At 59.2% G+C, this 13,619-nt stretch carries 14 protein-coding genes; 12 read left to right on the top strand and 2 right to left on the bottom strand.

The annotated features are described in order from the left end of the window. Window positions 1-160 precede the first annotated feature (160 nt). On the bottom strand, window positions 161-1,825 hold the full coding sequence (locus LIS66_RS19135) for an electron transfer flavoprotein-ubiquinone oxidoreductase (protein ID WP_064361479.1): 1,665 nt from the start codon (window positions 1,823-1,825) through the stop codon (window positions 161-163). Between the two features lie 550 nt (window positions 1,826-2,375). Between LIS66_RS19135 and LIS66_RS19130 the strand changes: the two genes are divergently transcribed. The 10 genes from LIS66_RS19130 (at window position 2,376) to LIS66_RS19085 (ending at window position 11,807) form a co-directional block, all read left to right on the top strand. Beyond that, the gene (locus LIS66_RS19130; RefSeq protein ID WP_007908338.1) at window positions 2,376-3,125 is read left to right on the top strand and encodes an electron transfer flavoprotein subunit beta/FixA family protein; all 750 of its coding nucleotides are present in this window, start codon (window positions 2,376-2,378) and stop codon (window positions 3,123-3,125) included. A gap of 2 nt (window positions 3,126-3,127) precedes the next feature. Next, window positions 3,128-4,057, top strand: coding sequence for an electron transfer flavoprotein subunit alpha/FixB family protein (locus tag LIS66_RS19125; RefSeq protein ID WP_042610727.1), 930 nt, complete (start codon window positions 3,128-3,130; stop codon window positions 4,055-4,057). Between the two features lie 81 nt (window positions 4,058-4,138). Further along, window positions 4,139-4,960 carry a substrate-binding periplasmic protein gene (locus tag LIS66_RS19120; protein ID WP_159245573.1) on the top strand — a complete coding sequence of 274 codons (822 nt, stop codon included), beginning with the start codon at window positions 4,139-4,141 and terminating at the stop codon, window positions 4,958-4,960. Between the two features lie 9 nt (window positions 4,961-4,969). Next, complete coding sequence (locus tag LIS66_RS19115) at window positions 4,970-5,332, top strand: DUF4398 domain-containing protein (protein WP_172667940.1); 363 nt, start codon at window positions 4,970-4,972, stop codon at window positions 5,330-5,332. Further along, window positions 5,329-6,141: an OmpA family protein gene (locus LIS66_RS19110; RefSeq protein ID WP_227972817.1), complete on the top strand. Its 813-nt coding sequence runs from the start codon at window positions 5,329-5,331 to the stop codon at window positions 6,139-6,141. Before LIS66_RS19115 ends, LIS66_RS19110 begins: the two co-directional genes overlap by 4 nt. 202 nt (window positions 6,142-6,343) lie before the next feature. Next, on the top strand, window positions 6,344-7,783 hold the full coding sequence (locus LIS66_RS19105) for a PLP-dependent aminotransferase family protein (protein ID WP_024013893.1): 1,440 nt from the start codon (window positions 6,344-6,346) through the stop codon (window positions 7,781-7,783). A 78-nt stretch (window positions 7,784-7,861) separates the two neighbouring features. Beyond that, window positions 7,862-8,335, top strand: coding sequence for a translation initiation factor 2 (locus LIS66_RS19100; protein WP_227972816.1), 474 nt, complete (start codon window positions 7,862-7,864; stop codon window positions 8,333-8,335). A 163-nt stretch (window positions 8,336-8,498) separates the two neighbouring features. Beyond that, window positions 8,499-8,753 carry a YkgJ family cysteine cluster protein gene (locus LIS66_RS19095; protein ID WP_227972815.1) on the top strand — a complete coding sequence of 85 codons (255 nt, stop codon included), beginning with the start codon at window positions 8,499-8,501 and terminating at the stop codon, window positions 8,751-8,753. Between the two features lie 40 nt (window positions 8,754-8,793). Next, entirely contained in the window at window positions 8,794-9,399 is a 606-nt protein-coding gene (locus LIS66_RS19090; RefSeq protein WP_042610733.1) for an START domain-containing protein, read from the top strand. Between the two features lie 314 nt (window positions 9,400-9,713). Further along, on the top strand, window positions 9,714-11,807 hold the full coding sequence (locus LIS66_RS19085; protein WP_227972814.1) for an LTA synthase family protein: 2,094 nt from the start codon (window positions 9,714-9,716) through the stop codon (window positions 11,805-11,807). Window positions 11,808-11,879: 72 nt separating this feature from the next. Here LIS66_RS19085 and LIS66_RS19080 read toward each other — a convergent pair whose 3' ends face one another. After that, a complete protein-coding gene (locus tag LIS66_RS19080) occupies window positions 11,880-12,032 on the bottom strand; it encodes a DUF3309 family protein (protein ID WP_003183939.1) in 153 nt (50 codons plus the stop codon). A 331-nt stretch (window positions 12,033-12,363) separates the two neighbouring features. Here LIS66_RS19080 and LIS66_RS19075 point away from each other — a divergent pair, with 331 nt between their 5' ends. Both LIS66_RS19075 and LIS66_RS19070 read left to right on the top strand, forming a co-directional pair. After that, window positions 12,364-13,179 carry an SDR family oxidoreductase gene (locus tag LIS66_RS19075; RefSeq protein ID WP_042607962.1) on the top strand — a complete coding sequence of 272 codons (816 nt, stop codon included), beginning with the start codon at window positions 12,364-12,366 and terminating at the stop codon, window positions 13,177-13,179. 64 nt (window positions 13,180-13,243) lie between these two features. Continuing rightward, the gene (locus tag LIS66_RS19070; protein WP_042607961.1) at window positions 13,244-13,576 is read left to right on the top strand and encodes a YnfA family protein; all 333 of its coding nucleotides are present in this window, start codon (window positions 13,244-13,246) and stop codon (window positions 13,574-13,576) included. Window positions 13,577-13,619: the final 43 nt, after the last annotated feature.

Below are 13,619 nucleotides of genomic sequence, written 5' to 3'. Positions count from 1 at the left end.
TGAGCCTGCTCGCGATAGCGGTGTATCAGTTGACGATGATGCTGACTGAAGCACCGCTATCGCGAGCAGGCTCACTCCTACATTGGTTCGGCGGTGTTGCAGGAATTTTGGGCAACAAAAAGGCCCCCATTTCGGGAACCTTGTTGTTCAGCGCGTCGACTTACATGTTCGGATAAGTCGGGCCGCCGGCACCTTCCGGCGCCACCCAGGTGATGTTCTGCGCAGGGTCCTTGATGTCACAGGTCTTGCAGTGCACGCAGTTCTGGGCGTTGATCTGGAAGCGCTTCTCGCCGTCTTCCTTGGTGATCACTTCGTACACGCCGGCCGGGCAGTAGCGCTGCGCCGGTTCGTCGTACAGCGGCAGGTTCTTGCTGATCGGGATGCTCGGGTCGGTCAGCTTCAAGTGGCACGGCTGTTCTTCTTCGTGGTTGGTACCGGAGATGAACACCGAGCTGAGTTTGTCGAAACTCAGTTTGCCGTCGGGTTTCGGATAGTCGATCTTCTTGCAGTCGGCCGCGAGCTTGAGGCAGGCGTAATCCGGCTTGGTGTCGCGCAGGGTGAACGGCAGTTTGCCGCCGAAGATGTTCTGGTCCAGCCAGTTGAAACCTCCGCCGATGATCGCGCCGTACTTGTGAATCGCCGCGCCGAAGTTGCGGCTGGCGAACAGTTCTTCGTGCAGCCAGCTGTTCTTGAACGCGTCGACGTAAGTCGTCAGTTCGACCGTGCAGTCCTGCTCGGCGAACAGCGCATCTGCCACCGATTCAGCCGCGAGCATGCCGGACTTCATCGCGGTGTGGCTGCCTTTGATCTTGGCGAAGTTCAGGGTGCCGAGGTCGCAACCGATCAGCGCGCCGCCCTTGAAGACCATTTTCGGCAGCGAGTTCAGGCCGCCCTTGGCGATGGCGCGGGCGCCGTAGCTGACGCGCTTGCCGCCTTCCAGGTATTGCTTGAGCACCGGGTGATGCTTGAGGCGCTGGAATTCGTCGAATGGCGACAGGTAAGTGTTGCTGTAGGACAGGTCGACGATCAGACCGACCACCACCTGATTGTTTTCCAGGTGATAGAGGAACGAGCCGCCGGTATTTTCGGTGCCCATGATGTCCAGCGGCCAGCCGGCGGTGTGCACCACCAGGCCTGGCTGATGCTTGGCCGGGTCGATTTCCCAGATTTCCTTCAGACCGATGCCGTAATGCTGGACGTCGGCATCGCTGTCGAGGTTGTAGCGCTTGATCAGTTGCTTGCCGATGTGGCCACGGCAGCCTTCGGCGAACAGCGTGTATTTGCCACGCAATTCCATGCCCGGGGTGTACAGGCCTTCTTTCGGATGGCCTTCGCGATCGACGCCCAGATCACCGGTGATGATCCCGCGCACCACGCCGTTTTCATCGATCAGCGCTTCCTGAGCGGCGAAGCCCGGGTAGATTTCCACACCGAGGTTTTCGGCCTGTTGAGCCAGCCAGCGGCACAGGTTGCCGAGGGAGATAATGTAGTTGCCTTCGTTGTGCATGGTCTTGGGCACAAAGAAGTCGGGGATCTTCTGCGCGCTGTCGGCGTTTTTCAGCACGAAAATGTCATCGCGCGTGACTGGCGTGTTCAGCGGTGCGCCGAGTGCTTTCCAGTCCGGGAACAGTTCGTTCAATGCGCGCGGTTCGAACACCGCACCGGAGAGGATGTGCGCGCCGACTTCGGAGCCTTTTTCGACCACGCAGACGCTGATTTCCTTACCGGCGTCAGCGGCCTTCTGCTTCAAGCGGCAGGCGGCGGACAGACCAGCGGGGCCGGCACCGACGATGACGACGTCGAATTCCATGTATTCGCGTTCCACAGGCTATCTCCTACTCAAGGCTCAACAGTTTTTTTTCTGATTTGGAGGTTTGATGTCGCTTCCGTATTGCCTTTACGTTAACGTCAAAGGGAATATTGGCGAATCTACCTTTCTCTCTAGGCGGCGCATTATATCTACACCACTCCTAACGTCCAATACAAACGTTTGTTTGAATCGCCTCCAGCCCTGATAAATCAAAGAAGCGCGGCTTATGACAGGGCATTTTGGCGTATTGACCAGAATGGGCGTTCCGGTCAAGATACGGGCGGTTTTGCGCTCGCCGTAGGCAGACTGGCGGTTTCAAGAGCACCTCTAAAGACAGGGCACAGGCAGTAGACGGTGATGCGCAGCGCAAGTCCGGCGCGCAGTTTACACAGCGTGGGAATGAATGACCCGGCAGTCACCCCTGACGAACGGTCATCACCCTTCGCCAAGTGAATCACCTCACATTCAAGCCGGCGTTTTTAGAGGTGCCCTTGTCGCCCGATGAGCATCATCCGCCAGGTTCGCCTAGGCGACTTTCTTTTCACCGGAGAGTAACGAGGAATCCATGAAGGTTCTTGTAGCTGTCAAACGCGTTGTGGATTACAACGTCAAGGTCCGCGTCAAGGCGGACAATTCCGGCGTCGACCTCGCCAACGTCAAGATGTCGATGAACCCATTCTGCGAAATCGCCGTGGAAGAAGCCGTTCGCCTGAAAGAGAAGGGCGTTGCGACTGAAATCGTCGTCGTCTCGATCGGCCCGACCACCGCTCAGGAGCAGCTGCGTACCGCACTGGCTCTGGGTGCCGACCGCGCCATCCTCGTCGAATCCGCTGAAGACCTGACTTCGCTGGCCGTGGCCAAGCTGCTCAAGGCCGTCGTCGACAAGGAACAGCCTCAGCTGGTGATCCTTGGCAAACAGGCGATCGACAGCGACAACAACCAGACCGGTCAGATGCTCGCTGCACTGAGCGGCTACGGTCAGGGCACGTTCGCTTCGAAAGTCGAAGTCTCCGGCGACAGCGTTGCCGTGACCCGCGAGATCGACGGCGGCGCGCAGACCGTTTCGCTGAAACTGCCGGCCATCGTCACCACCGACCTGCGTTTGAACGAGCCGCGCTATGCGTCTCTGCCAAACATCATGAAAGCCAAGAAGAAGCCTCTCGAAGTGCTGACTCCGGACGCTTTGGGCGTTTCCACCGCCTCCACCAACAAGACTCTGAAAGTCGAAGCGCCGGCAGCACGCAGCGCAGGCATCAAGGTCAAGTCGGTGGCTGAACTGGTCGAGAAACTGAAAAACGAAGCGAAGGTAATCTAAAAATGACTATCTTGGTAATCGCTGAACACGACAACAAAGTGCTGGCCCCGGCCACACTGAACACCGTGGCCGCTGCTGCCAAAATCGGCGGCGACATCCACGTTCTGGTGGCAGGTCAGGGCGCTGGCCCGGTGGCCGAAGCCGCGGCGAAAATCGCTGGCGTGAGCAAAGTCCTCAACGCTGACAACGCCGCCTATGCGCATCAGCTGCCGGAAAACATCGCGCCGCTGGTAGCCGAACTCGGCGCTGGCTACAGCCACATCCTGGCTGCCGCGACCTCCAACGGCAAAAACATCCTGCCGCGCGTTGCTGCTGCGCTGGACGTTGACCAGATCTCCGAGATCATCTCGGTGGAAAGCGCTGACACCTTCAAGCGTCCGATCTACGCTGGTAACGCCATCGCTACCGTGCAATCGACTGCTGCGATCAAAGTGATCACCGTGCGTGCCACCGGTTTCGACCCGGTTGCCGCTGAAGGTGGTTCGGCTGCCGTTGAAGCGGTTGGCGCTGCCCACGACGCCGGTACGTCGAGCTTCGTCAGCGAAGAGCTGGCCAAGTCCGATCGTCCTGAGCTGACCGCTGCAAAGATCGTCGTTTCCGGCGGTCGCGGCATGCAGAACGGCGACAACTTCAAACACCTGTACGCTCTGGCCGACAAGCTCGGCGCGGCTGTTGGTGCTTCCCGCGCTGCGGTCGACGCAGGTTTCGTACCGAACGACATGCAGGTCGGTCAGACCGGCAAGATCGTTGCGCCACAGCTGTACATCGCCGTCGGTATCTCCGGCGCGATCCAGCATCTGGCCGGTATGAAAGACTCCAAAGTGATCGTTGCGATCAACAAGGACGAAGAAGCGCCGATCTTCCAGGTGGCCGATTACGGTCTGGTGGCAGATCTGTTCGAAGCAGTACCTGAGCTGGAGAAGCTGGTCTAATCCGGCGGCTTCACTTATAAAGAGCCCGGCCTGTTGGTCGGGCTTTTTTTTGTCTCGGATTTGAGTGGGGAACGGTTTGCCATGGATCTGCGCTGCGGATGGTTGTTGGGATTGATGCTGTTGCCAGGTCTGGCCACGGCCGCTGGCAAGTGCGAGCGCCTGGTCGTCACCGGTAGCCCGGATGCGCCGCCGTACCTGTGGCAGGACCCGCAAAACCCCAAGCGCTTGATCGGTGCCAGTGCCGATCTGTTGCAGCAAGTGGCCAAGGACCTCGGCATCAAAGTCGACCTGCTGTATGCCGGTAAACGCTCGCAAGCGCTCGACGAAGTGCGCAGCGGGCGCATGGACATGCTCGCCGACGCGCCGCTGACCGTGAATGAGCTGGAAAACCTCGACTACATTCATCCGCCACTACTGGAAAACGACTATCTGGTGTGGACGCGCAAAGGCTCGACGCTGACCTATGCCGAGGCGGTCGATCTGAAAGGCCATGCCGGCGCGGTGTCGGAAAAGTCTCGGATGACCCAGGCATTCGGCACTTTCGCCGAACAGAATCTGACCCTGACGCGGACAGCCAACCTTACCCAGGCCCTACAGAAACTTCTGTTGGGCGAGGTGGAATATGTCCTCGCCGGACGTTACTCAGGCCTGGCCGCCGCGCAGACATTGGGCATGACCAGCGATCTGTTGGCGTTCGAGCAACCCATTGATCGTCCGGGACTGTTCCTCGCGGTTTCCCATAACTCGGCCTGCAACGATCCGTGGTTGCGCGGACAGCTCGCCAAAAAGATGACAGAATTGCCCGCGTCCGGACTGACGGAAGCCGCGCTGCAACGCAACATCGAGCGCTGGAAGGCGCAACAGCAACAGCCGCCACAACCTGTCAGTGCCCCAAAACAGTAGGGATTCTTAGTGAGTATTCGACCTCTTTTCGCGGCTGTGGCCGTTCTGGCCCTGGCCGGGTGCGCAACCGATCCGGCACCCAGTGAACAAATGCGTCTGACCGAACAGGCCATCGTGCAGGCCAAGGCAGTCGGCGCCACCGCTGACGAAGTGCCGGAAATGCAACTGGCCGAAACCAAGTACAACCGCGCCAAAGGCAACATGGCGGACGAGTCCTATCGCAATGCGCGCATGCGTGCCGAGCAGGCCGAACTGGATGCACGTCTGGCCGAAGCCAAGGTGCTGACGAAAAAAAGCGAAGAGCAACTCAATGTGCTCAATACCCGCATTGTCCGCCTGCGCAAGCAGCTGCAACTGGGGGAAGCGCAATGAGCCTCAGATCCAACGCTATTGGTATTCTGCTGCTCGCCGGGTGCGCGAGCCTTTACGGCTGCGTCGGCCAGCACAGTGAGGCGGCGCTGCAACAGGCCGGGGCTGATTTCCAGAAGGTCAAGGAAGATTCCAACGTGCTGCGGATTGCGCCGAAAGACGTGATCCGCGCCGGTGAATCCCTGGCCCGCGCCGATCGTCTGTCGACTTATTGGGGCAGCGGTGCTGACGTTGTGCATTACGCCTACCTGAGCCAGCGCTACAGCGAAATCGCTCGCGAGCACACCAACCAGGCACTCAACGAGGAGCAGGCGGCCAGACTCGAACTGGAGCGGCAGCGTCTGCAACTGGCCCTGCGCGAGTCGAAACTGCTCAGCGTGCAGCAGCAAGGCAAGTGGCTGGAGGAACAGATCGTGGCGCTGGCCACCACGCAGACCGATCGTGGTCTGGTGATGACTCTCGGTGATGTGTTGTTCGACACCGGCGAAGCGGAACTGAAAAACTCGGCCAACCGTGTCGTGTTGAAGATCGTTCAGTTCCTGCAACTGAACCCCAAGCGCGTGGTGCGCATCGAGGGTTATACCGACAGCACCGGCGGCAAGCAGGAAAACCTCAAACTGTCCCGCGACCGCGCGCAATCGGTGGCTGACGTGCTGGTCGATCTGGGTGTCGATGAAAAACGCATTCAGGTCGAAGGGTACGGCGACCAGTTCCCGGTCGACGCCAACGCTTCCGAGCGCGGCAGGGCACAGAACCGCCGGGTGGAAATTGTTTTCTCCGACGAAAAAGGCCAGCTCGGCGCCGCCCGCTGAGGGTTGCGTCTCTGGGAAGCCCGGCCTGTCATGCAGTGCCGGGCTTTTTTACGTCTGTCGATTGCCGCGCAAAACCGTACAGATGGGGCAGACACCGCACTGTACGGTCGAGTAATCTGGCAACTGTCCCAGTACACTTCTAAACTGTTCCGGTATTGTTTCACACAAGAATAAAACACCCGTGAAATCGAGTGCTGCGCTCATGACCAATCTCTTGCTCTACCAACGTATTGCTCAGCAACTGGCCGAGGACATCCGCCGTGGTGTCTATCAACCCGGGGAGCGCGTGCCTTCGGTGCGCAAGATGAGTTCGCAGCTCAACGTCAGCCACGCGACGGTGTTGCAGGCGTATGCCAACCTCGAAGACCAGGGCCTGATCCGCGCGCGTCCGCAATCGGGTTATTACGTGCACCAGACCCCCGCGCTGACCGCGCCGACCCCGGACATTGCCCGGGTCGAGCGGCCGGGGCTGGTCACGCGCAGCAGCATCATCCAACAGGTATTGGTCGAGTCTCGACGCGAAGGCGTGTTTCCGCTGGGCGCTGCGGTGCCGAGTGTCGATTATTTGCCGGTGCGTGCCCTGCATCAGCAGCTCGCCAAGGTCACCCGATTCCACAGTCCGCGGGCGTTCAGCTACATGTTCAGCCCCGGTTTCGAACCGCTGCGCCGCCAGGTCGCGATCCGCATGCGTGACGCCGGCGTGGTGGTCGATCCATCGGAAGTGGTGATCACCCACGGCTGTGTCGATGCCCTGCAGATGTCGTTGCGCGTGCTGACCCGCCCGGGCGATCTGATCGCTGCGGAATCACCCACCTATTACGGCCTGCTGCAACTGGCTGATCTGCTCGGTCTGAAAGTCATCGAAATCCCCAGTGATCCCGCCACCGGCATGAGCCTGGAAGCCTTGCAACTGGCCGCCAACCAATGGTCGATCAAGGCACTGGTGCTGACCACGCGATTGAGTAATCCCCTCGGCGGAACCATGCCGGAAGAGCGGCAGAAACAGTTGCTGCGCCTGGCCTCGGATTTCGACATTCAGATTGTCGAAGACGATATCTATGGCGAACTGATGTTCGAGCAAGGCCGCACCAAAGCGCTGAAAGCCTATGACCGGCTGGATCGGGTGATCTACTGCTCGAGCTTCTCCAAAACCTTGTCGCCAGGTGTGCGCATCGGCTGGATGATCGCTGGCAAGTACCAGCAGGAAATCCAGCGACTGCAAACCTTCAGCACCCATTCGGCGTGCAGCGTTACGCAAATGGCGATCGCCGCCTATCTGGAAAACGGCGGTTATGACCGGCATTTACGGTACATCCGCCAGGAATACCGAAAAAACCTCAGCGCGTTCCAGCTGGCGGTGCAGCAGCACTTCCCCGAGGGCACGCAAATGTCCCGGCCCACCGGCGGTTTCATCCTCTGGGTGAGCTTGCCGGGACGGGTCAACACCCAGGAATTGCATGTCCGCGCGCTGCAACAAGGCATCAGCATCGCGCCGGGGCTGATCTTCAGTAACACCGAGCAGTTCAACCACTGTATCCGCCTCAATTGCGGCATTCCGTGGAATCGCGAGGCGGAGCGGGCGCTGATGACGCTGGGTCTGCTGGCGACGCAACTGTGTCAGGAAACCGCTGGCGGTTTCTGAACGAGGGGGCAGGTGATGCTTGTCATGTGACGCGCAACAGGCGAGCATGTGGCCCTCTGCCGTTAGTTCGTTGGGTCCATGAAAGCCATTGTTCCTGCCGCGTGGGTATTGTTGGGTTGGCTGATGATCGGTCAGGTACCGGGTGTCATGGTGGCCGCAGCCCAGGAAAAACCGGCAGCGACGAGTACGACGAACAAAACCGTGAAAACCGCGGCTCCAGCAAAAAAAGCCCAGGCCAAAAAAACCGCCACAGTGAAGAAGCGCCGCCCGGTTGCTTCGAAATCGAAATCCGCCAGCGAAGTGGCGAAGACCAAATTGCCGCCGGCAAAACTCGATCTCAGCCTGCCCAAGGATATGGTTGAAGAGTTGAAGCCCAAGGGCACGGTGGAGCTGCCCAAGCGCGAGGCGATCCTGCCGCAGATGTTCGGTGAGAAGGACGCCGGTTTCCAGCTCAACGGGCGCTTGCTCAGCAACGAAATGCAGTTGCAACTGCGCAATGAAGCGCGACGCGATGTGGAAGGCGCCGCGCTGGATTTTGAATTCAAACAGTAGAACGGGTCATCTGTGATGCGCAGACCAGACGCTTCGTCGGAGACTGCCCGGTCACTTTTACTTATCGTTGAAAACCCGCTTCCAACAATTTGAAACAGCCGTTTTAGCGGTTACTCTGTTCCCCGTCTCTTTACACATCGCCCGTCCCGAGGATCTGTACGTCATGAAATGCCGCGAAGGCTGTGGCGCTTGCTGCATTGCCCCCTCCATCAGTTCACCGATCCCCGGCATGCCCGATGGCAAACCCGCTGGCGAACGTTGCGTGCAACTGTCGGTCGATAACCTGTGCAGCATTTTCGGCCGTCCGGAACGTCCGCCTGTCTGCTCGGGTTTCGCTGCGGATGTCGAGGTTTGCGGCAGCAGTTCGGAAGAGGCGATCAGATTGATCGGCTGGTGGGAGCAGATGACGGCGGCGTGATGTGTTCACCAACGGAACTTCAACAATAAGGAATAACACTATGGGTTCGCTGCATCGTATCGCTGTGTTGTGTGGTCTGACTGCCGTACTTGCCACTTCGGTCGCCCAGGCGGAAGACTGGAAAGTCGCCAAGAACGAAGACGGTATCAAGGTTTCCCTGAGTGAAATACCCGGTTCGGACTACAAGTCCTATCAGGGCGTCGCGCTGATGAAGACCACCATTGCCAAACTGCGCGCCTTGCAGGAAGACGTCTCCGGCGCCTGCGCTTGGATTCACGAGTGCAAGAGCCAGAAACTGCTCAAGCATGAAGGCGATCTGAGCTGGACCTATTCGCAATTCAATACACCATGGCCGGTGACTCCGCGTGATTCGGTGTTGAAGATCACCACTGTTGAAGGTGCCGATGGCAGCCTGACGCGGAATCTTGAAGGCGTGCCGACCTATCTGCCGGAAGAAAAAGGCTTCGTACGGGTTCAGCAAGTCAAAGGCTTCTGGAAGTTCGTGCCTAAAGGCGATCAGGTCGAAGTGACCTATCAAGTACACACCGAGCCAGGTGGCAGCGTACCGGCGATGGTTGCCAACAAGTTCGTCGTCGATGCGCCATTCAATACGCTGAAAGCGCTGAAAGAACGCGCCGAGAAATAATCTTCGCGCTCTAAGCAAAACGCCCCGACCGGTTCGGGGCGTTTTGTTTTGTCTCTAAATTGTATTTCCAGATATGCGTTGCACGAAATTTTCACAAAGCCTTCAAGACAATTCGCCCGCACTTGTTGCCTGCTACAGCGCTGTCAGCCCTTTGAATGAAAGTCTCGAAGAGCAGGGCAGTAATCAATGGCAATGGTGTGAACGATCGTGCAACATTTGCGCACCGCGCACGCCCCGGGGTCTGGAATGACCAATAGAGGGCCTGGCGCCGCTGTATTTTTGCAACTTCAACTTCCAATGGGTCCTAAAACGACATGGCAAACCCGGACGCCCTGAATCAGCAGCGATCTTCTGCTCGCCTGCTGCAACCGACCGTCAAATCGCATCTGGCCTACACGCTGCTGTGCGCACTGGTCATGATGGTCATGTTTTCCGCGCTGCGCCTCGCGCTGCTGGTCTACAACCGCGAGATGATCCTCGACACCCCGGCCGCGACCTTCCTCGAAGCGTTCGTCAACGGTCTGCGTTTCGACCTGCGCCTGGTGGTGTACCTGTGCATTCCGCTGGTGCTGGCGCTGTTCAGCGCCCGGGCCATGGCCGCGCGCGGCTTCTTTCGCCTGTGGCTGACCATCGCCTCGAGCATCGCGCTGTTCCTCGGCCTGATGGAGATGGACTTCTACCGCGAGTTTCACCAGCGCCTCAACGGTCTGGTGTTCCAATACGTGAGAGAAGATCCGAAAACCGTGATGAGCATGCTCTGGTACGGTTTCCCGGTGGTGCGCTACCTGCTGGCGTGGGTCATCGGCACGGTCATTCTGACCCTGGCATTCAAGGGCGCCGACCGCGCCACCCGCCCGCGCGGGCCGTTCAGCGGCGGCAGCGTCAGCTCCCGTCAGGTTGCGCCGTGGTACACCCGCCTGGCGGTGTTTGTGGTCTGCCTGCTGATCTGCGTGGTTGCCGCCCGTGGCACCCTGCGTCAAGGCCCGCCAATGCGCTGGGGTGACGTGTACACCACTGATTCCAACTTCGCCAACCAGCTCGGTCTTAACGCCACGCTGTCGCTGATCGAGGCCGCCAAGTCGCGCATGGGCGAAGATCGCGACAACATCTGGAAAGCCACGCTGCCGCAGGAACAGGCGCAGAAAATCGTGCGTGACATGCTGCTGATGCCTGACGACAAACTGGTCGACGCCGATATTGCCGCCGTGCGCCGTGATTACATGCCGCCAGCCGGCAAGACCCTGCCGATCAAGAACGTTGTCGTGATCCTGATGGAAAGCATGGCCGGTCACTCGGTTGGCGCCCTGGGTGCTCCGGGCAACATCACGCCTTACCTGGACAAGCTGTCCAAGGAAGGCCTGCTGTTCGACCGTTTCTTCTCCAACGGTACGCACACCCACCAGGGCATGTTTGCGACCATGGCCTGCTTCCCGAACCTGCCCGGCTTCGAATACCTGATGCAGACCCCGGAAGGCAGCCACAAGCTGTCCGGCCTGCCGCAGGTGCTCAGTGCTCGCGACTACGACGACGTGTACGTCTACAACGGCGACTTCGCCTGGGACAACCAGTCGGGCTTCTTCAGCAACCAGGGCATGACCAACTTCGTTGGCCGTAACGACTTCGTCAATCCGGTGTTCTCCGATCCGACCTGGGGCGTGTCCGACCAGGACATGTTCGATCGTGGCCTGCAGGAGCTCAAGGCGCGGGAAAACGGCAAGCCGTTCTACGCCCTGCTGCAAACCCTGTCCAACCACACGCCGTACGCCTTGCCGACACCGTTGCCGGTCGAGCGCGTGACTGACCGTGGCAGCCTCAACGAACACCTGACCGCCATGCGTTACTCCGACTGGGCGCTCGGCCAGTTCTTCGAGAAGGCGCGCAAAGAGAAGTACTTCAACGAAACCCTGTTCATCATCGTCGGCGACCACGGCTTCGGCAACGAGCGCCAGATCACTGAAATGGACCTGGGCCGCTTCAACGTGCCGATGCTGATGATCGCCCCGGGCATTCAGCAGAAGTTCGGTGCCCGTGACCACACCGTGGGCACGCAGATCGACATCGTGCCGACCATCATGGGCCGTCTCGGTGGTGAAGTGCGTCACCAGTGCTGGGGCCGTGACCTGCTCAACCTGCCGCAGGGCGACACCGGTTTCGGTGTGATCAAGCCATCGGGCAGCGAGCAGACCACCGCCATCGTCACCGCTGACCAGATTCTGGTGCTGCCGCGCGACAAGGACATGGGCCCGAAAATCTGGCAATACCAGCTCGGTGCCACTCCGCACGCCGAAGTTGTGCCAAATGCGCCGCGTACTGCCGAACTCAAACTCAAACTCGAGGCGTTCCTGCAAACCGCGACCAAAAGCCTGCTCGATAACACCGCCGGTGTGATTCACGGCAAGCCGGATTGATGACTCGTTGAAGTCCACGCAATAAAAAAGAGGCCCTTGAAAAAGGGCCTCTTTTTTTACAGCTTCAAATCGTCATATCTTGCCGAGTAACAACAGCACCAGCAGCACGACCAACACCACGCCGATAATGCCCGACGGGCCATAACCCCAACTTCTGGAGTGCGGGAAGACCGGCAGACCACCGATCAGCAACAGGATCAGGATGATGATTAGAATTGTGCCCATGGGTGATTTCCTTGTTCAGAGTCTGGAAGAGTCTTGACGCTCAGTGGGCAGCTGGATAGCAACTAAATTCCAGCCGGCTTACATGTTCCGACTTGCGCGAATGAAAAAAAATTCAATGTTTTTTTAATGTATTTGGATTGCTCTGTTATTTCCTTTCCAGCGAAAAGATTGCAGCCTCGTTGCACTCGTCAGCTCCTACGGGATTGGATGGCGAAGTTGGCGGGGGCTGCAATCTTTTGATCCTCCATTCAGCAACTGGATGGAGCGTGGGCGGACGCAGTTCCTTCGCTACACTCGGCGCATCTCTCCCGGAACAACAAGGCTGTCCGCTATGCAAAATCGCATGATGATCACTGGTGCAGGCTCCGGCCTGGGTCGCGAAATCGCGCTGCGCTGGGCCCGTGAAGGCTGGCGGCTGGCCTTGTCCGATGTCAGTGAACCCGGCCTGCAGGAAACCCTCAAACTGGTGCGCGAGGCGGGCGGCGACGGTTTCATCCAGCGCTGCGATGTGCGTGATTACAGCCAGCTCACCGCGTTCGCCCAAGCCTGTGAAGAGAAGCTCGGCGGCATCGACATCATCGTCAACAATGCCGGGGTCGCCTCGGGTGGGTTCTTCAGCGAACTGTCCCTGGAAGACTGGGACTGGCAGATCGCGATCAACCTGATGGGCGTGGTCAAAGGCTGCAAGGCGTTCCTGCCACTGCTGGAACAGAGCAAGGGCAAGATCATCAACATCGCCTCCATGGCCGCGCTGATGCAAGGCCCGGCGATGAGCAACTACAACGTCGCCAAAGCGGGCGTGGTGGCATTGTCGGAAAGCCTGCTGATCGAACTGGCGCAGCAGGAAGTGGCGGTGCACGTGGTCTGCCCATCGTTCTTCCAGACCAACTTGCTCGATTCCTTCCGCGGCCCAACCCCGGCAATGAAAGCGCAGGTCGGCAAGTTGCTGGAAAGTTCGCCGATCAGTGCAGCCGATATTGCGGAATACATCTATCAGCAAGTCGCCGCTGGCGAGTTCATGATTCTGCCCCACGAACAAGGGCGCATGGCCTGGGCGCTGAAACAGAAAAATCCGCAACTGCTCTACAACGAGATGACTTCGATGGCGGAGAAAATGCGCGCCAAGGCCCGACAAAACAACGCGTGATCTTGTTCGTTGCCCGCCGCGTGGTTAGGGTGGCCGCCATGGTCACCCTGTCGAGACGCATTCCATGCTCAATTACCTGTGGTTCTTCCTGGCGGCGCTGTTTGAGATCGCCGGGTGTTTTGCTTTCTATTTGTGGCTGCGCCAGGGCAAAAGTGCGTTGTGGGTGATTCCCGCGCTACTCAGCCTGACCCTGTTCGCACTGTTGCTCACCCGTGTTGAAGCGGCCTACGCCGGGCGCGCCTATGCCGCGTACGGCGGGATCTACATCGTCGCTTCGATCGGCTGGCTCGCGGTCGTCGAACGGGTGCGCCCGCTGGGCTCGGACTGGATCGGCATGGCGCTATGCGTGGTCGGTGCGAGTGTGATTCTGTTGGGGCCGCGCTTTTCCGCCGCCTGATACCTTTGTGCGAAGCGTCTGACGGCTGCGGGCATGGGAGGCT

This window comes from Pseudomonas sp. HN2, from assembly GCF_020736465.1.
Lineage (GTDB): Bacteria > Pseudomonadota > Gammaproteobacteria > Pseudomonadales > Pseudomonadaceae > Aquipseudomonas > Aquipseudomonas moraviensis_A.
The sequence above is the reverse complement of the archived record's forward strand: the minus strand, read 5'-3'. Positions and strand labels throughout refer to the sequence as shown.

Excerpts from the sequence above, each read along its gene's own strand:
- LIS66_RS19110 (WP_227972817.1), top strand. The coding sequence starts at position 5,329 with ATGAGCCTCAGATCCAACGCTATTGGTATTCTGCTGCTCGCCGGGTGC.
- LIS66_RS19105 (WP_024013893.1), top strand. The coding sequence starts at position 6,344 with ATGACCAATCTCTTGCTCTACCAACGTATTGCTCAGCAACTGGCCGAG.
- LIS66_RS19090 (WP_042610733.1), top strand. The coding sequence starts at position 8,794 with ATGGGTTCGCTGCATCGTATCGCTGTGTTGTGTGGTCTGACTGCCGTA.
- LIS66_RS19095 (WP_227972815.1), top strand. The coding sequence starts at position 8,499 with ATGAAATGCCGCGAAGGCTGTGGCGCTTGCTGCATTGCCCCCTCCATC.
- LIS66_RS19070 (WP_042607961.1), top strand. The coding sequence starts at position 13,244 with ATGCTCAATTACCTGTGGTTCTTCCTGGCGGCGCTGTTTGAGATCGCC.
- LIS66_RS19085 (WP_227972814.1), top strand. The coding sequence starts at position 9,714 with ATGGCAAACCCGGACGCCCTGAATCAGCAGCGATCTTCTGCTCGCCTG.
- LIS66_RS19120 (WP_159245573.1), top strand. The coding sequence starts at position 4,139 with ATGGATCTGCGCTGCGGATGGTTGTTGGGATTGATGCTGTTGCCAGGT.
- LIS66_RS19075 (WP_042607962.1), top strand. The coding sequence starts at position 12,364 with ATGCAAAATCGCATGATGATCACTGGTGCAGGCTCCGGCCTGGGTCGC.
- LIS66_RS19130 (WP_007908338.1), top strand. The coding sequence starts at position 2,376 with ATGAAGGTTCTTGTAGCTGTCAAACGCGTTGTGGATTACAACGTCAAG.
- LIS66_RS19125 (WP_042610727.1), top strand. The coding sequence starts at position 3,128 with ATGACTATCTTGGTAATCGCTGAACACGACAACAAAGTGCTGGCCCCG.
- LIS66_RS19080 (WP_003183939.1), bottom strand. The coding sequence starts at position 12,032 with ATGGGCACAATTCTAATCATCATCCTGATCCTGTTGCTGATCGGTGGT.
- LIS66_RS19100 (WP_227972816.1), top strand. The coding sequence starts at position 7,862 with ATGAAAGCCATTGTTCCTGCCGCGTGGGTATTGTTGGGTTGGCTGATG.